The sequence below is a fragment of the Pedobacter sp. UYP1 genome, assembly GCF_040547305.1.
Classification (GTDB): Bacteria; Bacteroidota; Bacteroidia; order Sphingobacteriales; family Sphingobacteriaceae; genus Pedobacter.
On record NZ_JBEPPL010000004.1, the window covers coordinates 424,751 to 447,599 of the forward strand.

Consider the following 22,849-nt stretch of genomic DNA (forward strand, 5'->3'; position numbering starts at 1 on the left):
TTTAAAACACAAGTCCTGATTAATGAATGGACACTATTAAAAATCAATATTATGGAAACTCTGAAATTTAAAACGAATATTAAATGTGGTGGATGTGTTGCTACGGTAACTCCTCATTTGAATGCAATGGATGGTCTTGAGCAGTGGAAGGTGGATACTGATGTAGCTGATAAAGTTCTTACCGTTACTGGTGATGCTGAGAACTTGCAGAAAGAAATTGAGGAGACTTTAAAAAAGGCTGGCTTCCAGGGGGAGTTAATCTGATATGCAGCTGCATATTAAAAATATGGTCTGCGACCGGTGCATTCTGATCGTCAGACAACAGCTGGAAAATCTTGGCTTCGCTGTGAATGAGATTTCATTGGGAAGAGTGACTGTTTCGCCGGAGCCAGATCCGGCGAAACTACAGGATATCTCAGCGGCCTTCCAGGTGCTTGGTTTTGAGCTGATCGACAAAGATAAAGATCAGCTTGTGGAGCAAGTAAAGACTCAGGTGATTGAGCTGGTTCATTACTCGAACCTATTCGAATTGAAGCAGAGTCTGATGAGCGTAATTGCAGAGAAATTAAACAAGGAATATGTTTACCTCAGCAGGCTGTTTTCTGATGTCGAGGGGATCACAATTGAGAAATATATTATTCAGCAAAAGGTGACAAGAGTGAAGGAATTGCTGGAGTATGGTGAGCTCAATCTGAATGAGATTGCTTACCAGATGGGCTATAGCAGCAGCGCTCATTTGTCTACACAATTCAAGGCTGTAACCGGGCTTACACCGAGTAAATATAAGGCTCAGCCAAGCGGTGACCGGAAACCTTTAGATCAAATCAACTAATCTCTGGATTTTAAGTTTATACTTAATCTTTTGATTAGTTGATTTTTGTTATAGTTTGAATATTAGTATTTTATTTATATTGAAATGTTGCTATTCGAAAGAAGTTTCGAACCTTTCAAAGCATTTTCTCTCCAGGTTTTCACGGTGATCCGGATGTGCAAGCTCGATTAATGCCCTGGCGCGCTGCTTTAAACTTTTCCCGAAAAGATTCACTTTTCCATACTCAGTAACCACCCAATGTACATGTCCGCGGGTGGTTACTACACCACCTCCTTCTTTTAAAAATGGTACAATTCTGGAGATCCCTTTTGAGGTAATTGATGGTAGCGCAATGATCGGTTTTCCTCCTGGAGACAGAGACGCACCGTGGATAAAATCCATCTGTCCGCCGATGCCTGAGTATTGAAAAGTTCCCATTGAATCAGCGCAAATCTGCCCTGTTAAATCCAGTTCAATGGCAGAGTTTATAGCAGTGACTTTTGGGTTTTGACGGATCACACTTGTGTCATTTGCATAGGAAATATCCATCACTCTGATACTCGGATTATCATTTACAAAATCGTAAAGTCTACGCGTTCCGATCATAAATGAGGTGATGGATTTGCCCTTGTTAATCTTGTTCATACTGTTGTTAATGATCCCATTTTGTATGAGTGGAATCACGCCGTCCGACAACATTTCTGTGTGCAAACCAAGGTTTTTATGGCTACCTAAATTCTTTAAAACCTGGTCGGGGATGCCGCCTATTCCAAGCTGAAGGGTCGCGCCGTCTTCTACTAAAGAGGCGATATGCTGACCAATAGTAACCATTGCACTGCTCACTTTTGCTGAATAATCAACTTCTGGTAATACCGATTCATGCCACACAAACGTGTTTATTTTACTGCTGTGCAGATAGCCGTCACCGTGCGTACGCGGCATATTCGGGTTAACCTGGGCAATGACATGTTTTGCCGTATCAACGGCTGCTCTTGCGATATCTACAGAAGTTCCCAAGGAACAATAACCGTGTACATCGGGTGGCGAAACCTGTACTATAGCCACATCAAGGGGTAAGAATCCTTCTTTAAAGAGCTTCGGGATCTGACTTAAAAAGACTGGGACATAATCGCCATTGGCACTATTCACAACAGAACGGGTGTTCGCTGAGGTAAATAAGGAATTGAAAAAGAAGCTTCCACGCCATTCAGGATTGTTGAAATCTACATCACCCAGGGTTGAAATACTAACCAATTCTACATTTTTAAGCTCAGCATGCCGCTGTTGAAGGGCTTTGATCAATAATACCGGGGTTGCTGCACTGCCGTGAAGGAATACACGCTGTCCGGATTGGATGTGTTTCACAGCATCTGCTGCACTACTATATTTTGGTTGGCTCATAAGCTGTTCTATTAAACTGCAATTAGAACAAATAAGCTGGGATAATGTGTGATTGTTGTCAATATCCGGAATGATGTAGGTTAGGTTTAAAGGTTTTTTATTACCTTTTACCGATATAAAATATTGTTAACAGATATCAATCAATTTTCATAAAAGAATGGATTTAAACACAATCAGAAAAGAAACCAGAGGTTGTACAGATAAAATTTTCCTGAACAGTGCGGGATCTTCATTAGTGACCGATACCGTATTTAATCAAATGATAGATAGTCTGACTGAAGAAGCTCAGATTGGAGGATATACACTTGCTTCTTTAAACCAGAACGGGGTAGATGAGTTCTATACAGAAACCGCTAAACTACTTAACTGCACTGCTGACAATATATCTTTCCAGAACAGTGCTACAGATGCTTATGCAAAGGCGATTTCTTCTATTGAATTTAAAGCCGGAGATGTTATTCTGACCACAGATGATGATTATATCTCCAATCAAATCTCTTTTCTTTCTTTGAAGAAACGTTTTGGAATTGACATCATCAGAGCGGGTAATCTGGCTAATGGAGATCTTGATTTAGTCGCATTTGAAGAATTAGTTAAGCAGCATAGGCCAAAATTAGTTGCGCTGACGCATATTCCAACCAACTCAGGACTAGTACAGGCAGCCGCAGAAGTAGGAGCGATTTGCCGGAAATATGATTGCTGGTACCTGGTTGATGCTTGCCAATCTGTAGGGCAACTGGTAGTCGATGTCAAAGAAATAGGATGTGATTTCCTGGCAGCTACAGGAAGGAAATTCCTGCGCGGGCCACGTGGTACAGGTCTTCTTTTTGTATCTGACCGTGCTCTTGAAGCTGGTTTAGCTCCATTGATTATTGATATGATTGGTGGGGACTGGACTTCGGTTGACAATTATACCCTGCAGCCTACTGCTAAGCGCTTTGAATTCTGGGAATCTTCACTTGCAGGCAGATTGGGTCTTAAAGAGGCTGTCAAATATGCCAATCAGGTTGGAATGGCGAATATTGAGAAGTATAATGCGGATTTGATGGCGCAATTCAGAAGTCAATTAAAAGAAGTAAAAGGGATGAATTTACAAGATTGGGGATCAAGGGTCAGCAGTATCCTGACTTTTACCATGGATCACCATACCACAGAAGAAATTGCAGAACACCTTCGTGCGCATGATGTTTATTTCTCTATTGCCTCTATAGGCTCTGCAATGATCGATTTTCCGAAGAAAAACATAGAAAGTGCAATCCGTCTTTCGCCTCATTATTTTAATACCGCTGAAGAATTAGAAAAAGTTGTCGCCATTTTGGATTTTTAATTGTTATTCGTTTAATGAAGGAATTTGACGCAATAGTAATCGGTGCAGGTCAGGCTGGCGTGCCCCTGGCTAAGAAATTAGCAAATGCAGGCTGGAAAACTGCATTGATAGAAAAAAGAATGGTTGGTGGTACTTGTATCAATGATGGATGTACGCCGACTAAAGCTATGGTCGCTTCTGCCAGGTTGGCTTACCAGGCTGGCAGAAGTAAAGACCTCGGGATAGATATACCTGCTTATGAAATCGATTTCAAAGCAATTATGGCCCGTAAAGCAGCTATTGTAACTCAATTCCGTGAAGGCTCAATTAAGGGAATCGAAAAAACAAAGAATCTGACCTTAATTTATGGGGAAGCTAAGTTTCAGGATGACCATACGGTATATGTGAATGAAAGAGATGGTAATTTTGAAAATTATACGGCCAAACATATTTTCATTAATACAGGTGCGAGTCCGGGGATACCGGATATAGAAGGTGTTAAAGCCATTAAATACCTCACCTCAACCACTATTCTTGAACTTAAAGAGGTTCCTGAACATCTGCTTATTGTTGGGGGAGGCTACATCGGACTGGAATTCGGTCAAATGTTTAAGCGTTTTGGTTCCAAAATTACCATTCTGGAACAAGGAGTACAGCTGATGCCAAAAGAAGATAATGATGTTTGTGAAGTCATGAGCGATATTTTCAAAGAAGAAGGAATGGAAGTGCTAACAGAAGCTAAAGTCGTGAAATTTGAAACATTAGCTCAGGATAAAATTAAAGCTACTGTAGATTTAAAAGGCGAAAAAACGACCATTACCTGTACTCATGTACTGCTTGCGTCAGGCAGAGCACCTCAAACAACAGCCTTAGGGCTAGAGAATACAACAGTGGAATGTGATCCGCATGGATTTATTAAGGTGAATGAATTTCTGGAAACTAAAGCATCAAATATATATGCTTTAGGAGATGTAAAAGGTGGCCCGGCCTTTACACATATTTCATATAATGACTATATTGTAGTCACCAAAAATCTTTTGGAAGGAAGTAAAATGAGTATTAAAGACCGTATGATACCCTATTGTATGTTTACTGATCCTCAACTGGGCAGGATTGGTCTGACCGAAACGCAGGCTGCAGCACAGGGAATCGACTATCTGGTTGCTAAAATTCCAATGCGAAATGTAGCCAGGGCGATTGAAAATGCTGAGACCAGAGGTTTTATGAAAGCTGTGGTCGATAAAAAAACTAAACAGATTCTCGGCGCAACAATTATCGGTGAACAAGGAGGAGAGATTATGTCCATTTTGCAAATGGCAATGATGGGCAAGATCACTTATGAAGAAATAAGATTTACTATTTTTGCACATCCATTATACGCTGAATCCCTCAATAACTTATTTATGTCAATCGCCTAAATGATTAAAGCAGAAAATCTGATCAGGAAATTTGGCAATTCAATCGCCGTTAATGATATCAGCTTTGAGGTGAAAGAGGGTGAAAATCTGATTTTATTAGGCACAAGTGGCTGTGGTAAAACAACTACACTGCGCATGATCAACAGGCTGATTGCTCCTGATTCAGGAACCATTTTTCTGGATGGGGTTGATATCAGTACGCGGCAGCCAGAAGAATTAAGACGTGGAATAGGGTATGTATTGCAGAACCACGGTCTTTTTCCACATTATACCGTCGCTGAAAACATTGCTATTGTACCCCGGTTGCTGAAATGGAAAAACGAGGATATCCGTAAAAGAGCAGATGAACTATTTCAAAAGTTAAATCTTGATCCTGTTTTAGCGGACAAATATCCGGCAGCTTTAAGCGGTGGACAACAACAAAGGGTAGGTCTTGCCCGGTCACTAATGGTTAATCCACCGGTACTATTAATGGATGAGCCGTTTGGTGCATTAGACAATTTAACAAGAATTAGTATCCGTAAAGAGTTTAAAGCTTTGGATGAACTGGTTAAAAAGACGGTTGTTATGGTTACACATGATGTGCAGGAAGCTTTTGAAATGGGCGACCGGATTTGCCTCATGGACAAAGGTGAAATCAAACAAATCGGAACTCCTGAAGATTTACTTTTTCATCCTGCAAATGACTTTGTAGCTGATTTCTTTAAAGAGCAGCGTTTACAACTTGAATTGAAATCTGTGTTCATCGCTGAACTATTGCCCGGCTATTCAAACCAAAAGATTACAGTTTGGGAAAGAATGGAGGAATTGCTTCAAACAGACAGCAATGAGGATTCTGTTGGTATGGAAGACTTGATGCGTGCTTTTTCAGCCTATAAAAAACAATAATATGGAGCAGGCACAAAGTTTCTGGGAATTTATCGGGCAGCAGTCAGATAAATTATGGAGTCAGACCTGGGCACATATTGGGCTCACTTTGATTTCACTCCTGATTGCAATCCTGATTGCTGTTCCAGTAGGAATATTGATCACCAGGAAGCAAAAGCTATCTGGTATTGTATTAGGAGTAGCTGGTATTTTACAAACTATTCCAAGTATTGCCTTGCTGGGTGTGCTGATCCCTTTCTTAGGCATTGGGCCTAAACCAGCTATTCTTGCGCTATTTCTTTATGCACTGCTGCCGATTATCAGAAATACCTACACTGGTATTATGGAAGTAAATCCTGCCGTTGTTGAGGCGGCTAAAGGAATGGGAATGAGTAAATGGCAGATCCTGATGAAAGTTGAATTGCCTTTGGCCTTTCCTGTGCTAATGGCTGGTATCCGGACGGCTACAGTAATTAATGTAGGAGTTGCGACTTTAGCGGCCTATATTGCTGCGGGTGGTTTAGGCGAGTTTATTTTCGGCGGTATCGCTTTAAATAATTCTAATATGATCCTGGCAGGGGCTATTCCTGCTGCTTTATTAGCCATTATACTGGACTTTTTATTGTCATTCATTCAAAAACTTAATCTGAAAAGTATTCGTATCTCTTATCTGGTACTTCCTTTTGCTTTGATTACACTGAGTTCTTTCTATTTATTACCAACTCAAATTGGGGGAAAGATGTTAGGTGGCTTTACTCCTGAATTTATGGGCAGAGAGGATGGGTATTTGGGACTGAAAAGAATCTATAAATTGGGAATTGAAACTGTAGTGATCAGTGATGCTGTAATGTATAAAGCTGCTTTTGAGAAAAAATTAGATGTAATTAGTGGCTATAGTACCGATGGAAGGCTGAAGGCTTACGATCTGGTTATTTTAGAAGATGACCGGCATATCTTTCCTCCTTATTATGCTGCTCCGGTAGTGCGGCAGGAAGTGCTGGATCAATATCCTGAGCTTGAAGGTGTTTTGAATCAGTTGTCGGGCTTTATTAATGATTCAACGATGATTGCGATGAATTATAAAGTTGATCAGTTAAAGGAAAGTCCTGAAAAGGTAGCATTGGATTTTACCAAAGCACATCATTTATATAAGCCAGCCAGAGCGGCTGGAAAAGGGACGATCAGAATAGGATCAAAAATATTTGGTGAGCAATATATACTGGCTCAGATCTACAAAATACTGATTAAAGGGAATACCGATTTGGAAGTTGTAACTAAGACGGGTCTTGGAGGAACAAAAATATGTTTTGATGCACTGACTAATAATCAGATCGATTTTTATCCGGAGTATACAGGAACAGGTTTTTTAGTGCTGCTTAAACCAGACGCGAATACTATAAATAAGCTGACAGGAGATGTGGATGGGGTATATCAGTATGTCAGTGATGAATTTAAACATCAGTTCAACATAAAGTGGCTTAAGCCAATAGGCTTTAATAATGCCTATGCGCTGATGATGAGAAGAGAACAGGCACAAAGTTTGCATATTAAAAGTATAACAAACTTAACCAACCATCTAAACCAAAATTAATATGTCACTTTTGGAGCAATACTCCGCAGTGAGGTCACATAGCGTCATGGTGTGCGATAAACTGCAAAAAGAAGACTACGTGGTACAGCCGGCAGAAGAAGTCAGTCCGCCTAAATGGCATCTTGGGCATACTACCTGGTTTTTTGAGACTTTTATTTTGATCCCTCATGCTGTTGCTTATCAACCATTCAATCTGGATTATAACTATGTTTTTAATAGTTATTATGAAAGTATAGGTGCCAGGGTAATTCGTACAGACAGAGGTAACCTGAGCCGGCCTACGGTAGATGAAATTTTCCATTACCGCGCTTATGTAGATGAGGCCATGGAGAAATTCCTTTTATGTGGTGTAAGTCAGGAGATAGAAGAACTTTTGATATTGGGTTTGAATCATGAACAACAGCATCAGGAATTGTTATGGTATGATATTAAATACATACTGGGGCATAATCCATTATTTCCAGCCTATGCTGCCGATAATATAGAAAAGGGATTAACGCTTGCTAAAGAAGGTTGGGTGGATTTCAAAGAAGGTGTTCATGAAGTTGGGTACCAGGGAGATGCTTTTCATTTTGACAATGAGCTGGGCAGGCATAAAGTTTATATTCAAAACTTCAGTATTTCAACCCGCCTGGTTAGTAATGCAGAGTACCTGGAATTTATTAAAGCTGGTGGCTACCAGGATTTTAGTTTATGGCACGCACAAGGCTGGGATTGGGTAAAAGATAAACATATCAATGCGCCATTATATTGGTATGAAATAGATGGACAATGGCATCGCTATAGTTTATCCGGACTGGAAAGTTTGAAAATGGATTCTCCCGTTTCCAATATCAGTTACTATGAAGCCTCTGCTTATGCACAGTGGAAAGGCATGCGTTTACCAACAGAATTTGAGTGGGAAGTAGCGTCTTCTTCATTTGAATGGGGTAAATTATGGGAATGGACTGAAAGTGCATATCTGCCATATCCGGGCTTTTCCAAAGCTGCCGGAGCATTAGGGGAATACAATGGTAAATTTATGGTGAATCAGAAAGTGTTGCGTGGGGCATCGATTGCTACCCCTGCAAATCACAGCAGAAATACCTATAGAAACTTCTTTCACCCTGATATGCGCTGGATGTTCAGTGGTATCAGGCTTTCAAAATAATGATATGAATCAATTTTTAAAAGAGGTTCTACATGACCTTAGTCAACCACAGAAAACTTTAAATGCGAAGTATTTTTACGATGGAAAGGGTGATAAACTTTTTCAGGAGATTATGAATTGCCCTGAATATTACCCCACTAACTGTGAAAAGGAGATTTTCAGAGAGCGTTTTAAAGACTTGGCAGTCACTTTAAAAAACGGGTTTAACACTTTCGATCTGGTCGAAATGGGAGCGGGAGATGCTACTAAGTCGAGTTATCTGCTCAAAGAGCTGGTAGATACGCAAGTAGACTTTACTTATATGCCGATTGATATTTCTTCTACAATGATTGCACATTTAGAGCAGACATTACCTGAGAAAATTAAAGGTCTTAAGGTACAGGGTTTAAATGGAGAGTATTTTGATATGCTTGAAAAGGCAAATCGTGTTTCTTCCCGAAAGAAAGTTGTGATGCTGCTTGGTGGAAATATTGGAAACGAAACACCAGAAAATGCGATCGGATTTTGCCGTAAAATCCGTGCTTCACTACAAGAAGGAGATTTGGTATTAATCGGTTTTGATCTGAAAAAGAATCCGCATACTATTCTTGCCGCGTATAATGATGCCGCTGGCTTTACACGTGATTTTAACTTGAACCTGTTGCATCGCATAAATGATGAATTAGGCGGTGATTTTAAGGTTTCTCAATTTCAACATTATCCGAACTATGATCCGATAACTGGTGCTTGTAAAAGCTATCTGGTGAGTAAGAAAAACCAGAAAGTGAATATTGCTGACCAAACTTTTCAATTTCATGAAAATGAAGTTATTTATATGGAGATTTCTCAAAAATACAGTATACCTGAGGTAGAGAATATGGCTAAAATATCTGGATTTAAGACTGTTACGCACTTTTATGATCATAAGAAATGGTTTGTAGATACAGTTTGGCAATGCGTATAATTCAATTGTAAATCGGAATTCCTAATGGGCTGCAAAGGCTTAATTACTCTTATTAGGGTAGTTAAGCCTTTTTTATTGTCAATTTTTTGTCTGAGAATCAGGCTTATGTCACTTTGTATTATTTAATAGGGATATCGGGAAATTCCGATATACATTTGTGACATGGATCAGGTAGAGGTATTTAAAGCATTGTCGAACAAGACAAGATTAATGATTTTACAATGGCTGAAAGAGCCTGAATTACATTTTCCACCGCAAGACCGGGATATGAAGGAAGTTGGTGTTTGCGTGGGTCAGATACATTGTAAAGCACAGCTGACGCAATCTACAATTTCCGAATACTTGTCTATTCTGCAAAGAAGCGGATTGATCGAGTCGACCCGGATAGGCCAATGGACGTATTATAAAAGAAACGAGGCCGCCTGCCTTGAACTTAAACAGTTAATAGAAACTTCAATATAATAAAATAGCTATGAATACAGAGAGTTTGTTCCAGCCCTTTAAGCTGAAAACATTGAATATGAAAAATAGATTGGTGATGGCACCAATGACACGGGCTTTCTCACCAAATGGTATACCAACAGCAGATGTAGCCGATTATTACCGTAAAAGAGCAGCTGGCGATGTAGGACTGATTTTGTCTGAAGGTACAGTGATTGACCGTCTTTCTTCGGCAAGTGATCCAAGCATTCCTCATTTTTACGGTGAAAAAGCATTGGCAGGATGGGACAAAGTAATCAAAGATGTACATACCGCTGGCGGACAGATGGGTCCTCAGATCTGGCACATGGGTATACAGGCTGACCATAAATCTGGCTGGGTTCCTTCTGTAGAATTTGAGGGGCCATCAGGATTTGTAAATCCTGGACAGCAAAAAGGAAAAGCAATGACTGAAAGTGATATTGCTGATGCAATTTTATCTTATGGACGTGCTGCAGCAGATGCTAAAAGATTAGGTTATGATACGGTGGAAATACATGGTGCACATGGTTATCTGATTGACCAGTTTTTCTGGGATCAATTGAACCACCGTACCGACAATTATGGCGGTAAAACAATTGCTGAAAGAAGCCGTTTTGCGGTAGAAGTAGTTAAAGAAGTGCGCAGACAAGTTGGTAACGATTTTGCAGTTATCCTCCGTTTATCACAATGGAAACCACAAGATTATAATTATAAACTTGCAACTAACCCAACAGAAATGGATAGCTGGTTAAATCCTGTTGTAGATGCTGGTGTTGATATTTTACATTGCTCACAACGTCGTTTCTGGGAGCCTGAGTTTGAAGGTTCAGATCTGAACTTTGCAGGATGGGCTAAAAAAATTACCGGTGCGGCTACGATTACGGTAGGATCTGTAGGTTTAAACGGAGATTTTACTGCTGCTTTTGCTGGTGAGTCTTCACAGCCTAGTTCTCTGGATGAATTGGTTAGAAGATTAGATAGAGGCGATTTTGATTTAGTTGCTGTTGGAAGACCACTTTTGGCTGATCCAACTTGGGTACAAAAGATTCGTGATCATCGTGAAGATGAGCTAAAAGGATTCACTGCTGCGGCACTGGCTGAACTTGTTTAATACAAATATGCAGTCGTCCGTAAGCTTAAAGATTTCATCTGGTCTGGAAATTTCAGATCAGATGGATTCTAGTTTAAAACAACTGATCCTTCAGACTATTCATACAAATGAAGATCAGGTTGGTTATATGCTTCAAGTCTATTATCCGCGAGAAAAAGTAAGTCAATTAACTGTTGTTCCTGATAGTGTTTCTGAAAACCTCCAGGTGATTACATTGAAGCTTCAGTATGTATTGGAAGAATTTAGTGCTTGCAGTGCAATCGATACTTTACTGCAGGAAAAGATGACTCTAACAGTTCATCTGGATAAAAATGCAGGAGAATTAGAATTAAAAGGGGAGTACTGGCCAGAACGGGATTCTGATTCGTAGTTGTAAAATTTGTAAACAAAAAAAAGCAGGTGTCCATTGGAGACACCTGCTTTTTTTATTTATTTAAACTGTTCTGATTAAAATAAAGAGAATTCAACTCTTCTGTTTTTCTGACGACCAGCAGCAGTTTTATTAGATGCAATTGGTTGGTTTGGACCGTAACCTGTTGCTTCAATACGAGATGCATTAGCACCTTGTGAAACTAAGTAAGTTTTGATCGCTTCAGCTCTGTCTTTAGATAGACGTAAGTTTAAAGCCATTGAACCTGTGTTATCAGTGTGACCAGCTAATTTCAAGCTAAAGTTTTTCTCTACTAATAATGCTGCAACTCTGTTTAAAGTGTTATAAGAAGTAGGACGGATAGTCGCTTTGCTTAAGTCAAACTCTAAGTTTCTGATAGCTTCATCAACAACTTTACGATCTTCAGCAGTAACGATTACTTTTTCTTTGATAATTTGTTTTGGTGTTTTTAAAGGACAACCAGCACCATCAACAGTAGTGTTTGCTGGGGTTCCAGGACATTTGTCAAATTTGTTAGCTACACCGTCTCCATCTTCATCACCCATATCTTTAGCATATTGTTCCTGATCTCTCAGTCTGTTTTGCTCAGATGTAGATAATGCTCTTCTTAACTCAGCGCTTTCTGCTGCACTTTCTTCACGAACTGCTGCAACTGCACTGAAGTTTTGTAATTGAGAAGTTCCTCTTTTACCAAGAGCGATCTCAACACCAGCGTGTGCATAAGTGAATTTGTCGTTAGTTGCGCTTTGTACACCGTCAAAGTTGTTAGTTTTCATGAAGTTAACTGTGTAACCTAAATCAAGGTTCACACCTTTTGATAAACCAACTTTAAAACCTGCTCCAACTGGAATGAACCAGTGCTCACCGTAGCCTGTGTTTCCAGCAGGTACAGCAGCCGTTCCAATTGCATTGGTATTTGCACTTGAAGACATATAACCAGCACCAGCTGTTAAGTAAGGTGAAAGTACAGTACGTTTGTGGTTTAAGCTCATGTTAGCAATAGTAAAGTTACCACTAACAGCTGCCGACCAGTCAATACGAGTTTCGAAACTAGTACCTGCTTGAGTAGTACCGTCTGGGTTATTAGCTCTGAGACCTTTTACTTTACCAGCAAGGAAGTCGGCCTGGATACCAAATCCCGGAAGAATTTGTTTCTTAATGTAACCTCCGTAACCCCAGCTTTCTTGTGGAGTACTAAAATCGCCGTTAGCTCTATTATTGAAAGGAGTATAGTGCGTTAACATACCACCGTTTAAACCTATTGACCAGGTACGGAAGTCTTTTTTGTCGAAGCGTTTTGTTGAATCAGGCATAACATCCTGAGCGAACAACGAGGTTGATAGTCCTACTAAGGATAGTATCAACGCTGATTTTGTAATTCTTGAGTTCATCTTTATTTATAGTTAGATATTAAATCATCAGTACTCTACTGAATGATTAGCCAACACGTAATAATCCTGCCAATTGAGATTTAATTGAGATTAGAAATATAGAATAAACTGATAATGAGTAATTTATGAGGGAATTTGTTTTCTTAGTTAATACTGACTATTCTTTGTTGAAGTTCAATAAACTGTATAGTATTTGCTACAGAATGATTCGTTTAGATAAATTATAGTTCAAATACTTCGCCTTTTTCTGGTATAGCCACAGTGTATCCAGCGTCGGTTATTGCAGCAGCCAGGCTGTCCAGACTTTTACTTTCACCATGCACAAGGAATACTTTTTTGAGTTTTTCGGGGCGTTGTTGTTTTACTGTGCTTAGCAAATCGTAATGGTCACCATGCCCGCTCAGCAGGTCTGTTTGTTTGATGGTTGCAAAAACCATTAAATCACGATGACGTAAGCGGACAATAGGGTCGCCTCTTAAGAGTCTGTTTCCTAAAGTTCCTTTAGCACAATAGCCGATGAATAAAATAGTGCAGTAGTAATTTTGAATATTATGGTACAAATGATCCTGAATCCTCCCGCCTTCCAGCATTCCTGCCGATGATATAATAATGCATGGCTCGTGGTAATTAGAGATTGAAATACTTTCTCTCTTATCTTGTACGTAGGAAAGTTCTTCAAATTCAAACTCATCGCCTTTACGTTTATAAAAGTCCTGAGATTCTTCATTAAGTAAATGATGATGTTTGCGGTAAACATCTGTCGCAAAACTAGCCAGCGGACTATCCACAAATATTTTTACAGGCGGAAGTAAACCTTCGCTGAATATTTTATTGAGTGAATAAACCAGGGCCTGAGTTCTGCCTATACTAAAAGCAGGAATAATTAAACGTCCAGGGAATTTAACACAAGTTTCATTGATTGTTTCGACTAGTTTCTGTTCAATTGTGGTGTCTTTACTATGAAGCCTGCCACCATAAGTAGACTCAGATACTAAATAGTCAACTTCCGGAATCGGCTGCGGATCGACTAATACGGGATAGTTTTTACGGCCAATATCTCCGGTAAAAGCAATTCTTTTTTCCTGCCCGTCTTCTAAAATGTTCAGTACAACAGCTGCTGCCCCTAACAAGTGGCCTACAGGAATAAAGCGGAGGGTAATCCCCTGTTTAATTGTAAAATCTTTATCAAAGCCAATAGTCACAAAACGATCTACAGTATCCATCACATGTTTGTGCAGATAAAGTGGCTTAGGGCCGGATGCTGCCCGTTTACCTCTTGCTCTCTTATTCTGTTTGCTTAAAAATATATTTACTGAATCCATTAGCAGGAGTTCTGTTAAATCTGCCGTTGGTGGTGTACATAAGATTTGACCATTAAAGCCCATTCTTAAAAGCGTAGGTAAATTTCCAGAATGGTCAATATGGGCATGTGTTAAAATAACAACGTCTATTGAAGCCGGATCGAAGGGGAAATATTGATTTTCTTCCTGATAAGTTTCTTTTTCATAATCAAGTCCGCAATCTATAAGTATACTATACTCTTGTGATTGAAGCAGGTGCATACTGCCTGTTACCTGTTTCGCTGCTCCCCAAATCGTTAATTTCATGTCTGTATATATTTTTCCGCAATCTAAGGGCCTGTTTAAAGCATCTATAGTAGAAGATAAACAATTTTAATTGCAAAAGCCCGGATTCTTTAAGCTTAAAAAGAATAAAAAGATCAGCAAGATATCATTTTAAAAGGTAAAGACCAGCAGGATTTGGAATTCATTTTTTATAGCTATCTTTTGTTTTTATCATTGATGACACCTTATTGTTTGATTTAGAGAACTGTAGGTCAGGTTACATATTTGTTCCAATAAGGCTATTTAGTCCGACCTTAAATTCATAGTTGAGTTTTGTAGCTATATATATACTATATACCGATTTCCACTTAAGTAGTTCATCATTAAACTGAGGTAACGCTAATCCTGAGTTTGCTGCTGCGGCAGTATAAAACCTGGAACGGGTTGGATGATCTGCAGCACAAGCATTAAATATATAACCAAAAGCTTGTTTTTCGATAATGCTCAATGTTAAACCAATACAGTCCGATAGGTGAATCAGATTCACAGGGGCATTTCCATTTGGTATAGCTGATTTACCAGCAAAGAATCTTCCGGGATCTCTGCCTGGGCCTATCAGTCCGCCAAACCTGAGTATGGTAGTTATAAAATTGGGATTAGCTGTTAAAGTTTTTTCGGCAGCTAAAATTGCCTTGCCGGATTCTGTTTCAGGATTTGGAATTGTCTGTTCATTAACCTCCTGGTTGTAATCTCCATATACAGAGGTTGCACTGATAAAGATAACATTCGGAATATTGCCTTCCACTGCGGCTTTTGATACTTTCTGAATCTTTGATAAAAAGGTATGTTGTTCTGCTGTATTTCTCTTTGGAGGAATACTGATAATGAGTAAATCACAATCAAAAAAATCACTATCGACTGTGTTTTCCTCTTCCGTGAAATTTATAAGATAGGGGAGTATGCCAGTTTGTTGTAAACTTTCTAATTTATCAGGAGTAGTAGTCGAACCTTTTACGATATAGCCGTTTCTTATCAATTCTTTAGCAAGCTCGAGTCCGTACCAGCCACAACCCAGTATGCTGATTTTGTTATTTGATGATTGCATTTATACTGCTTTTTGTTTCTCCAGATTTTGTATCGCTGTAGCAGGGATTTATAAAAAAAAGGGGTGATGCATTGCATCACCCCTTTTTAAATTTTAACGAATTTCTTAAAGAACAGTTACATTAGAAGCCTCAGGGCCTTTTTTACCGTCATTCAATTCGAATTCTACATTGTCACCTTCATTCAATTCTCTGAATGAATCTCCTGCAATCGCAGAAAAATGTACGAAAATATCTTTTCCTCCATCTTCTGGAGTTATAAAACCAAACCCTTTTGCAGAATTAAACCATTTAACTTTTCCTGTTGTACGCATATTAATGTTATAAATTTCGCTGTGAAAATAATCAATTGAATACTAATATCCAAAATCTTAATTGCTTATTGTATTCATTTTACATGAATTGAGTAAAACCAGTGCTTATTGTTTTTGTTGTTAGAAATATAAAAGATTAAGATTATGATAAATTCAGGATCAAAAGCAGACAAAAGTAAAACTGAAGAGGTAAATAAGGTTAAAGCAGTGCATAAACCCGAAGATTTGGAAAAGTATCAGGAAGCAGACAATTTAGGATTGGATGCAGATGGTTCTTCTGTGAATCCTGGGAGCGCTAATTATAACAATGATAATGACCGGATTTCTTATAATCCTGACGGAGAAGATGATAGTCATGATACAAGAGAATCACCTGGCTATTCACCTTTAATGGATAAATAAGATGTGTTTAAATAAGTTTAAGAGTTATTGTAACGGGAATATTAATCTTGGCATCATTTTAGCAAATAGCTAATAGACTTTAATATCCAGACAACTAAAAAAACACAAAATGAAAAATACGTTCGCAATATTAGGTATAGCGCTTGCTTTTACAGCATGTACTAATGCCAAGAAAGAAGAAGCAATTAAGGTAGCTACGATCAAAGCTGTAAAAGATAGTATGAGATTAGATAGCTTCAAAAGAGCAGATGCTGCTGAAAAACAGCAGGCGGCCAAAATACAGGAAGAAAAAAGAGTTTTAATGCTAGCTTCTGCCAAAGCTGCTGAGAATGCCCCGGCTGCTACCATGGCATCTACACGCAGTCATTCTGTAGATCATCAAACAACTACAACAACTAAGAAGAAAGGTTGGAGCAGTGCAGCGTTAGGAACTGTTATTGGTGCAGGTGCAGGTGGATTAGGTGGTGCGCTTATTGATAAAAAGAAAGGTAGAGGTGCTATTATCGGTGGTGTAGCAGGTGCTGGTGCCGGATATTTAATCGGTCGTGGACAAGATAGAAAATCAGGCAGGGTTCAGCCTAAGAACTAGGTATCTGTTTGATAATATAGTATTGATTTACCAATCTTAAATTAGATTTAAGATTGGTAACTAAAATAAAAAATCCTGATTTATCAATTGATAAATCAGGATTTTTTATTTATTTCTTTTCAGGTGCTTTTTCCGGAGGTGTAGATACAATTTCACCGTATTCATTCACGTATGCCATCATACTTTCCAAATCGCCGCCTGTTGAATTTTGCTTGCGTTCTTCTTTGCGTTGCTCTTTATCTTCTTTTTTCTTCTGCCTGTTTTTTTCTAGTTGCTTCTTCATGAAGGTCGCCTGAGACTTAGCCATAAATTTCCGTATTTAGTTAAAAAATAACTCTTCTCTGCTGTTACTTGTTAAGGCGTTCCATAAACAATATAGTACTGGATCGATCTAGCCCGAATAAAACTTAAATTCCCGGGCAACAACGGTAGGGGAGCCAGGAGAAATTGAATCTAATCAAATGGATTGATTAGCAAGTAAGTATTAAGAGAGTTTGAGTTTATACTCCGTTCTACGCAAATATACACAAAATAATTTATTTACAAAAGCCCAGGCTGAATATGTATTGATCTGTTTGAGGAATATGTTATGATCTGGCTAGCTGATTATGGGGAATTATTCCATTGGGGAGTAATAGTGCTATTTGAAATTTCCTTAAGGTAATGATGTCAAATCCCGTTATAGTTATAATAAGGATAAAAGTGTTCTTTTAAGTATTGAGATTGTTGTTTTGTCTGGTATTTAATAAATATTTGGTTGATGTATTTCTTTTTACGGTTAATTTTTGCAAAGTGTGTATTGGATGCTTGTGTGTATTATATTACCCGTATTGGGTATTTGTTACTCATTTAATGTTTTGTTGTTAAATGTTTAATCTGATTGCTCTCGACGTTAAGGATGCTATTTGTATAAAATCCATAATTTGTTAATCAGCCTTTGAGCGGCTTATAATACGATTTAGTTATATTATTTTCATTAATGATTCCTTATAGGAGTGTTTATTTTGATGTTTTTGTCTTTAAATATGTTTTTTGGCATAAAAATTATTAAAAGCTGATTTTGTCGGTCTAAAATTTGGATAATAGTATTAATTGTGCCTATTTTGTGAGTGTAAATTGTATAATTAACTAATGTGAAATATTGATTCTTAGATGATTAGGATTTTTAACTTTCAGAATTTGTCTCCTGTGAGCTATAAATTTTGAAATATATTTTAGCACTAGTGATTGGCAATTTGTGATAACTATCTACGCTATCGCCTCCTATGAATAGATCTCTCCGTTTTAAACTCTTAACAAAGTTTACTTCGCTGATTCAATCGTTAACAACGCAAATGAATCGCAGGGGGATTTCGGCAAGAAAAGGGTTCTTGACAATAGTGAGTGTAGGTTTGTTTATTCTATTTGTACTAAATCCTTTTTCTTCGCGTGCACAGTTCCCTTACGATGAAAGTTTTAGAAATTCAACTACCAATAAGCCGGATGTGAAATTTGGCGGGGAGCCTACTGCATTTCTTACAGCGCTTTATCCAATTGCCGGCTCAGTGACAGATGCACAAGGTGAAGGATATTTGCGGCTGACAAATAATAAAACTAAACAAAAAGGTTATGTATATTCTAATAATGTTTTTCTTGGAACTTATGGTTTAAATATCGAGTTTGAGTACTTTACTTATGGAGGTGGCGCTAATGGTGCTGATGGTCTTAGTTTCTTCTTATTTGATGCGGCGGTTGCCGATGCTGATTTTAATATTGGCGGATTTGGCGGATCGCTGGGATATGCTCAACTCAATAAGGATGGCAAAGATTTTAAAGGAGTTAGCAAAGGATATTTAGGTATTGGTTTAGATGAATTTGGGAATTTTTCAAATCACGGTGAGGGCAGACAAGGTAATAAAGATCAGATTCCTAATAGTATAGTTCTTCGTGGTGCGGGAGATGGATTCGCTTATGTACCTACAAACTACCCTTTACTTACGACAGTTAAAACCTCAGAGCTTGTAACTGATCCATTTAATATCGCAGGAGGTTCACGAACTGCAAAGGATGGAGATCCAGAATACCGCAAAGTGTTTATTAATTTGGTACCAAGATCGGGAGGCGGATTATTAATTAGTGTGAGCGTTAAACATGGTAGTGTGATTACTCCGGTAATTGTTAAATATCCTTATACCACACCTATTCCTGCAAAAGGCCTGAAATATGGAGTTGCTTCTTCAACAGGTGATAATGTTAATTATCATGAAATTAGAGGTCTGACGTTGACGGTTGATAAAAGCGTATTGAGCCAGCCTGTGGCTCCAAGTCCTTCGATGATTATTTGCCAGGGTGCTTCTGGCAGTTTGGATATCCTGACTGGAGCAACAAAACCAAATGCAGGAGGAGATCCCAATCCGGATAATGTAGACCTTAATCCTCTGACTCCAGAAATTGACCGGCAAGTGGTAATAGATAATGTAGGTACTTTTGTATTTGATAATGTGAATACTAAATTGCTTACGTTTACCCCTAAGCCGGGTTTTAGTGGTAGTTCTGCATCCATAGACTTTACTTTTATGGATGTTTACGGAGCTAAATCAACGGTAGGAACAGCTACATTTAATATTAATTCTCCAATAATTACCACACAGCCGATAGGTGCAACTATTTGTGAAAACTCTGTTTTTACACCTACAGTAGCAGCCACAGGGCCGAATCTTTCTTATCAATGGCTTGTTAATACCGGTAGTAGCTGGGATCCTGTTGCTGATCCTGATGGGTCATTGGGATCGAAGACAAATACGCTTAATATCAGCAGAGTGCCATTTACTTATAATGGCTATAAATATAGGGTTCAGGTTAGTTCTCCAGGTGGATGTAATGTTCTTTCTGATATCATTAACTTAACGGTTAATCAATTGCCTACGGCAGCAATCTCACCTTTAAAGCAAGATGTATGTCAGGATAGCCCTGATATTCCGGTTACATTCAGTGGAAAGTATGGAACAGGACCTTATACATTCTATTATACGATTAGTGACGGAACAGTTAAGAGCGCTATTAAAACTATTACTACAACAGGTTCTAATAACAGTATTACGATAAATCACCCTGCTAATGTACCTGGGGTCTTCACTTATGAGATGGTAAAGGTTTCCAATTCAACTTGTAGCAATGACCTGATATCAAGGAGTAAACTTACTATTATACCTAATGCTTCAGTCGGATTGGTTCCTTTATCTGGTGCTGCTATTCAAAATGTATGTGTAGGTATGCCTATGCAATCCATAGTTTATCAGATTAAAGATGCTGATGAAGCGACTGTGAGTTTTAGTAAAATTAATTCAGATATAACGTTTGTTTATGATGCTGTAAAACAAACAATAACGATCAGCGGAACTTCCTCTTTAGTAGGAAAATTTCCTTTTACAGTGAGAACAATTGGTGGTTGTTCTACAGCTAACACTTCAGGAGAGATCAATGTTTTACCGAATACTACGATCGCATTGACTTCAGCAGTGAAAAGTGATCAGCAGAATGTTTGTATTAATAACGCAATTACTCAGATTGAGTATCAGGTGATTAACGGGAAGGCTGCTACTATAGTTGGTTTACCAGCAACGCTGACACCGAATTATGATGAATTGACCGGCAAGTTTACGATCAGCGGTACGCCAACAGCAGCCGGTTTGATTACTTATACGATCACTGCAACAGGAGATTGTCAACCGACAAGCATCACAGGTACGATCAACGTGAAACCTGATGTGACGATTGCCTTGACTTCGGCAGTTAAAACCGACCAGCAGGAACTGTGTGTGAACAAAGCGATTACACAAATTGAATACCAGGTTACCAATGGCAAAGCGGCTACGATTACCGGTTTACCATCAGAGTTAGTTTCAGCTTACGATGTCTTAACAGGCAAATTCACCATCAGCGGTACGCCTGCTACAGCCGGTCTGATCACTTATACGATTACTGCAACAGGCGATTGTAAACTGGCAGGTATCACCGGAACGATTAATGTAAAACCAGATGTAACGATTGCTTTAACTTCGGCAGTAAAAACTGACCAGCAGGAATTGTGTGTAAACAAACCAATTACACAAATTGAATATCAGGTTGCCAATGGCAAGAGTGCTACTGTGGTTGGTTTGCCGGCAGAGTTAGTTTCAGCTTACGATGTCTTAACAGGCCAATTCACCATTAGCGGTACGCCTGCTACAGCCGGTCTGATTACTTATACGATCACAGCCACCGGAGATTGTAAACTGGCAAGTATCACCGGAACGATTAATGTGAAACCGGATGTAAACATTGTATTGACTTCGGCTGTAAAAACTGACCAGCAGGAATTGTGCGTAAACAAACCAATTACACAAATTGAATACCAGGTGGCCAATGGCAATGCCGTAACCGTGGTTGGTTTACCGGCAGAGCTGACAGGAGTTTATAATGGTGCAACCGGCAAATTCACCATTAACGGTACGCCTGCTACAGCCGGTTTGATTGCTTATACAATCACTGCCACAGGAGATTGTAAACTGGCAAGTATCACCGGAACGATTAATGTGAAACCGGATGTAAACATTGTATTGACTTCGGCTGTAAAAACTGACCAGCAGGAATTGTGCGTGAACAAACCAATTACACAAATTGAATACCAGGTGGCCAATGGCAATGCTGCAACCGTGGTTGGTTTACCGGCAGAGCTGACAGGAGTTTATAATGGTGCAACCGGCAAAGTCACCATTAACGGTACGCCTGCCAGAGCCGGTCTGATCACTTATACGATCACAGCCACCGGCGACTGTAAGCTGGCCGATATTACCGGTACAATCAATGTGAAACCAGATGTAACGATTGCTTTAACTTCAGCAGTGAATACTGACCATCAGGAACTGTGCGTGAATAAAGCGATTGATCAGATCGAATACCAAATTACCAATGGCAATGCTGCAACAGTTTCTGGGTTACCAGCAGAGCTGACAGGAGTTTATAATGGTGCAACCGGCAAATTCACCATTACCGGTACGCCTTCCACAGCTGGTCTGATTACTTATACGATCACAGCCACCGGCGACTGTAAGCTGGCCGGTATTACCGGTACAATCAACGTGAAGCCTGATGTGGCAATTGCCCTGACTTCGGCAGTGAATACTGACCGTCAGGAACTGTGCGTGAACAAACCAATCACACAAATCGAATACCAAATTACCAATGGCAATGCTGCAACCGTGGTTGGTTTACCGGCAGAGCTGACAGGAGTTTATAATGGTGCAACCGGCAAATTCACTATTAGCGGTACGCCTGCCAGAGCCGGTCTGATCACTTATACGATCACAGCCACCGGCGACTGTAAGCTGGCCAATATTACAGGTACAATCAATGTGAAACCAGATGTAACGATTGCTTTAACTTCAGCAGTGAATACTGACCGTCAGGAATTGTGCGTAAACAAACCAATCACACAAATCGAATACCAAATTACCAATGGCAATGCTGCAACAGTTTCTGGTTTACCGGCAGAACTGACAGGAGTTTATAATGGTGCAACCGGCAAATTTACCATCACCGGTACACCTTCCACAGCTGGTCTGATTACTTATACAATCACAGCCACCGGCGACTGTAAGCTGGCCGGTATTACCGGTACAATCAATGTGAAACCAGATGTAACGATTGCTTTAACTTCAGCAGTGAATACTGACCATCAGGAACTGTGCGTGAATAAAGCGATTGATCAGATCGAATACCAAATTACCAATGGCAATGCCGTAACCGTGGTTGGTTTACCGGCAGAGCTGACAGGAGTTTATAATGGTGCAACCGGCAAATTCACCATTAGCGGTACGCCTGCTACAGCCGGTTTGATTACTTATACGATCACTGCAACAGGAGATTGTAAACTGGCCGATATTACCGGTACAATCAATGTGAAACCAGATGTAACGATCGCTTTAACTTCAGCAGTGAATACTGACCGTCAGGAACTGTGCGTGAATAAACCAATCACACAAATTGAATACCAGGTGACCAATGGCAATGCTGC

The 22,849-nt window shown here is 39.3% G+C and carries 19 protein-coding genes and 1 pseudogene; 14 read left to right on the forward strand and 6 right to left on the reverse strand.

Annotated elements, in window-relative coordinates:
* Positions 1-51: 51 nt before the first annotated feature.
* Positions 52-264: a heavy-metal-associated domain-containing protein gene (locus tag ABIB30_RS11985; protein ID WP_354302306.1), complete on the forward strand. Its 213-nt coding sequence runs from the start codon at positions 52-54 to the stop codon at positions 262-264.
* Position 265: 1 nt separating this feature from the next.
* The gene (locus ABIB30_RS11990) at positions 266-832 is read left to right on the forward strand and encodes a helix-turn-helix domain-containing protein (RefSeq protein ID WP_354302308.1); all 567 of its coding nucleotides are present in this window, start codon (positions 266-268) and stop codon (positions 830-832) included.
* A gap of 90 nt (positions 833-922) precedes the next feature.
* On the opposite strand, the gene ABIB30_RS11995 is transcribed toward ABIB30_RS11990, so the two are convergent.
* The gene (locus tag ABIB30_RS11995) at positions 923-2,212 is read right to left on the reverse strand and encodes an acetyl-CoA hydrolase/transferase family protein (RefSeq protein WP_354302310.1); all 1,290 of its coding nucleotides are present in this window, start codon (positions 2,210-2,212) and stop codon (positions 923-925) included.
* Between the two features lie 157 nt (positions 2,213-2,369).
* On the opposite strand from ABIB30_RS11995, the gene ABIB30_RS12000 reads away from it, so the two are divergent.
* From ABIB30_RS12000 to ABIB30_RS12040, 9 genes are all read left to right on the forward strand, one after another.
* A complete protein-coding gene (locus ABIB30_RS12000) occupies positions 2,370-3,539 on the forward strand; it encodes an aminotransferase class V-fold PLP-dependent enzyme (protein ID WP_354302311.1) in 1,170 nt (389 codons plus the stop codon).
* Between the two features lie 14 nt (positions 3,540-3,553).
* The gene (gene lpdA, locus ABIB30_RS12005; RefSeq protein ID WP_354302313.1) at positions 3,554-4,936 is read left to right on the forward strand and encodes a dihydrolipoyl dehydrogenase; all 1,383 of its coding nucleotides are present in this window, start codon (positions 3,554-3,556) and stop codon (positions 4,934-4,936) included.
* Positions 4,937-5,824, forward strand: a complete 888-nt coding sequence (locus tag ABIB30_RS12010; RefSeq protein ID WP_354302315.1) for an ABC transporter ATP-binding protein — start codon at positions 4,937-4,939, stop codon at positions 5,822-5,824.
* 1 nt (position 5,825) lies between these two features.
* Complete coding sequence (locus ABIB30_RS12015) at positions 5,826-7,394, forward strand: ABC transporter permease/substrate-binding protein (RefSeq protein ID WP_354302317.1); 1,569 nt, start codon at positions 5,826-5,828, stop codon at positions 7,392-7,394.
* A 1-nt stretch (position 7,395) separates the two neighbouring features.
* The gene (gene egtB, locus ABIB30_RS12020; RefSeq protein ID WP_354302319.1) at positions 7,396-8,544 is read left to right on the forward strand and encodes an ergothioneine biosynthesis protein EgtB; all 1,149 of its coding nucleotides are present in this window, start codon (positions 7,396-7,398) and stop codon (positions 8,542-8,544) included.
* A gap of 4 nt (positions 8,545-8,548) precedes the next feature.
* Entirely contained in the window at positions 8,549-9,487 is a 939-nt protein-coding gene (locus tag ABIB30_RS12025) for an L-histidine N(alpha)-methyltransferase (RefSeq protein ID WP_354302321.1), read from the forward strand.
* A 162-nt stretch (positions 9,488-9,649) separates the two neighbouring features.
* Positions 9,650-9,949 carry an ArsR/SmtB family transcription factor gene (locus tag ABIB30_RS12030; RefSeq protein WP_354302323.1) on the forward strand — a complete coding sequence of 100 codons (300 nt, stop codon included), beginning with the start codon at positions 9,650-9,652 and terminating at the stop codon, positions 9,947-9,949.
* A 10-nt stretch (positions 9,950-9,959) separates the two neighbouring features.
* Positions 9,960-11,060 (forward strand): NADH:flavin oxidoreductase, encoded by a 1,101-nt coding sequence (locus ABIB30_RS12035; RefSeq protein ID WP_354302325.1) that lies wholly within the window; start codon positions 9,960-9,962, stop codon positions 11,058-11,060.
* Positions 11,061-11,067: 7 nt separating this feature from the next.
* The gene (locus tag ABIB30_RS12040; protein WP_354302327.1) at positions 11,068-11,430 is read left to right on the forward strand and encodes a hypothetical protein; all 363 of its coding nucleotides are present in this window, start codon (positions 11,068-11,070) and stop codon (positions 11,428-11,430) included.
* A 77-nt stretch (positions 11,431-11,507) separates the two neighbouring features.
* On the opposite strand, the gene ABIB30_RS12045 is transcribed toward ABIB30_RS12040, so the two are convergent.
* The 4 genes from ABIB30_RS12045 to ABIB30_RS12060 form a co-directional block, all read right to left on the reverse strand.
* A complete protein-coding gene (locus ABIB30_RS12045; protein WP_354302329.1) occupies positions 11,508-12,842 on the reverse strand; it encodes an OmpA family protein in 1,335 nt (444 codons plus the stop codon).
* 221 nt (positions 12,843-13,063) lie between these two features.
* The gene (locus ABIB30_RS12050) at positions 13,064-14,449 is read right to left on the reverse strand and encodes an MBL fold metallo-hydrolase (protein WP_354302331.1); all 1,386 of its coding nucleotides are present in this window, start codon (positions 14,447-14,449) and stop codon (positions 13,064-13,066) included.
* Positions 14,450-14,684: 235 nt separating this feature from the next.
* The gene (locus tag ABIB30_RS12055) at positions 14,685-15,512 is read right to left on the reverse strand and encodes an NAD(P)H-binding protein (RefSeq protein ID WP_354302333.1); all 828 of its coding nucleotides are present in this window, start codon (positions 15,510-15,512) and stop codon (positions 14,685-14,687) included.
* A gap of 105 nt (positions 15,513-15,617) precedes the next feature.
* Complete coding sequence (locus tag ABIB30_RS12060; RefSeq protein WP_037438206.1) at positions 15,618-15,824, reverse strand: cold-shock protein; 207 nt, start codon at positions 15,822-15,824, stop codon at positions 15,618-15,620.
* Between the two features lie 144 nt (positions 15,825-15,968).
* On the opposite strand from ABIB30_RS12060, the gene ABIB30_RS12065 reads away from it, so the two are divergent.
* The gene (locus tag ABIB30_RS12065) at positions 15,969-16,226 is read left to right on the forward strand and encodes a hypothetical protein (protein ID WP_354302336.1); all 258 of its coding nucleotides are present in this window, start codon (positions 15,969-15,971) and stop codon (positions 16,224-16,226) included.
* 109 nt (positions 16,227-16,335) lie between these two features.
* The gene (locus ABIB30_RS12070; protein WP_354302337.1) at positions 16,336-16,815 is read left to right on the forward strand and encodes a glycine zipper 2TM domain-containing protein; all 480 of its coding nucleotides are present in this window, start codon (positions 16,336-16,338) and stop codon (positions 16,813-16,815) included.
* 109 nt (positions 16,816-16,924) lie between these two features.
* Here ABIB30_RS12070 and ABIB30_RS12075 read toward each other — a convergent pair whose 3' ends face one another.
* Entirely contained in the window at positions 16,925-17,122 is a 198-nt protein-coding gene (locus tag ABIB30_RS12075) for a hypothetical protein (protein ID WP_068400825.1), read from the reverse strand.
* A gap of 958 nt (positions 17,123-18,080) precedes the next feature.
* Between ABIB30_RS12075 and ABIB30_RS12080 the strand changes: the two are divergent.
* Positions 18,081-22,849 (forward strand): annotated as a pseudogene (locus tag ABIB30_RS12080) (hypothetical protein); the annotation flags it as partial.

Bases quoted from the DNA above. Each gene is read 5' to 3' on its own strand.
- ABIB30_RS11995 (WP_354302310.1), bottom strand. From the start codon at position 2,212: ATGAGCCAACCAAAATATAGTAGTGCAGCAGATGCTGTGAAACACATC.
- ABIB30_RS12035 (WP_354302325.1), top strand. From the start codon at position 9,960: ATGAATACAGAGAGTTTGTTCCAGCCCTTTAAGCTGAAAACATTGAAT.
- egtB (WP_354302319.1), top strand. From the start codon at position 7,396: ATGTCACTTTTGGAGCAATACTCCGCAGTGAGGTCACATAGCGTCATG.
- ABIB30_RS12025 (WP_354302321.1), top strand. From the start codon at position 8,549: ATGAATCAATTTTTAAAAGAGGTTCTACATGACCTTAGTCAACCACAG.
- ABIB30_RS11985 (WP_354302306.1), top strand. From the start codon at position 52: ATGGAAACTCTGAAATTTAAAACGAATATTAAATGTGGTGGATGTGTT.
- ABIB30_RS12045 (WP_354302329.1), bottom strand. From the start codon at position 12,842: ATGAACTCAAGAATTACAAAATCAGCGTTGATACTATCCTTAGTAGGA.
- ABIB30_RS12060 (WP_037438206.1), bottom strand. From the start codon at position 15,824: ATGCGTACAACAGGAAAAGTTAAATGGTTTAATTCTGCAAAAGGGTTT.
- ABIB30_RS12065 (WP_354302336.1), top strand. From the start codon at position 15,969: ATGATAAATTCAGGATCAAAAGCAGACAAAAGTAAAACTGAAGAGGTA.
- ABIB30_RS12030 (WP_354302323.1), top strand. From the start codon at position 9,650: ATGGATCAGGTAGAGGTATTTAAAGCATTGTCGAACAAGACAAGATTA.
- ABIB30_RS11990 (WP_354302308.1), top strand. From the start codon at position 266: ATGCAGCTGCATATTAAAAATATGGTCTGCGACCGGTGCATTCTGATC.
- ABIB30_RS12050 (WP_354302331.1), bottom strand. From the start codon at position 14,449: ATGAAATTAACGATTTGGGGAGCAGCGAAACAGGTAACAGGCAGTATG.
- ABIB30_RS12000 (WP_354302311.1), top strand. From the start codon at position 2,370: ATGGATTTAAACACAATCAGAAAAGAAACCAGAGGTTGTACAGATAAA.
- ABIB30_RS12055 (WP_354302333.1), bottom strand. From the start codon at position 15,512: ATGCAATCATCAAATAACAAAATCAGCATACTGGGTTGTGGCTGGTAC.
- lpdA (WP_354302313.1), top strand. From the start codon at position 3,554: ATGAAGGAATTTGACGCAATAGTAATCGGTGCAGGTCAGGCTGGCGTG.
- ABIB30_RS12040 (WP_354302327.1), top strand. From the start codon at position 11,068: ATGCAGTCGTCCGTAAGCTTAAAGATTTCATCTGGTCTGGAAATTTCA.
- ABIB30_RS12010 (WP_354302315.1), top strand. From the start codon at position 4,937: ATGATTAAAGCAGAAAATCTGATCAGGAAATTTGGCAATTCAATCGCC.
- ABIB30_RS12070 (WP_354302337.1), top strand. From the start codon at position 16,336: ATGAAAAATACGTTCGCAATATTAGGTATAGCGCTTGCTTTTACAGCA.
- ABIB30_RS12075 (WP_068400825.1), bottom strand. From the start codon at position 17,122: ATGGCTAAGTCTCAGGCGACCTTCATGAAGAAGCAACTAGAAAAAAAC.
- ABIB30_RS12015 (WP_354302317.1), top strand. From the start codon at position 5,826: ATGGAGCAGGCACAAAGTTTCTGGGAATTTATCGGGCAGCAGTCAGAT.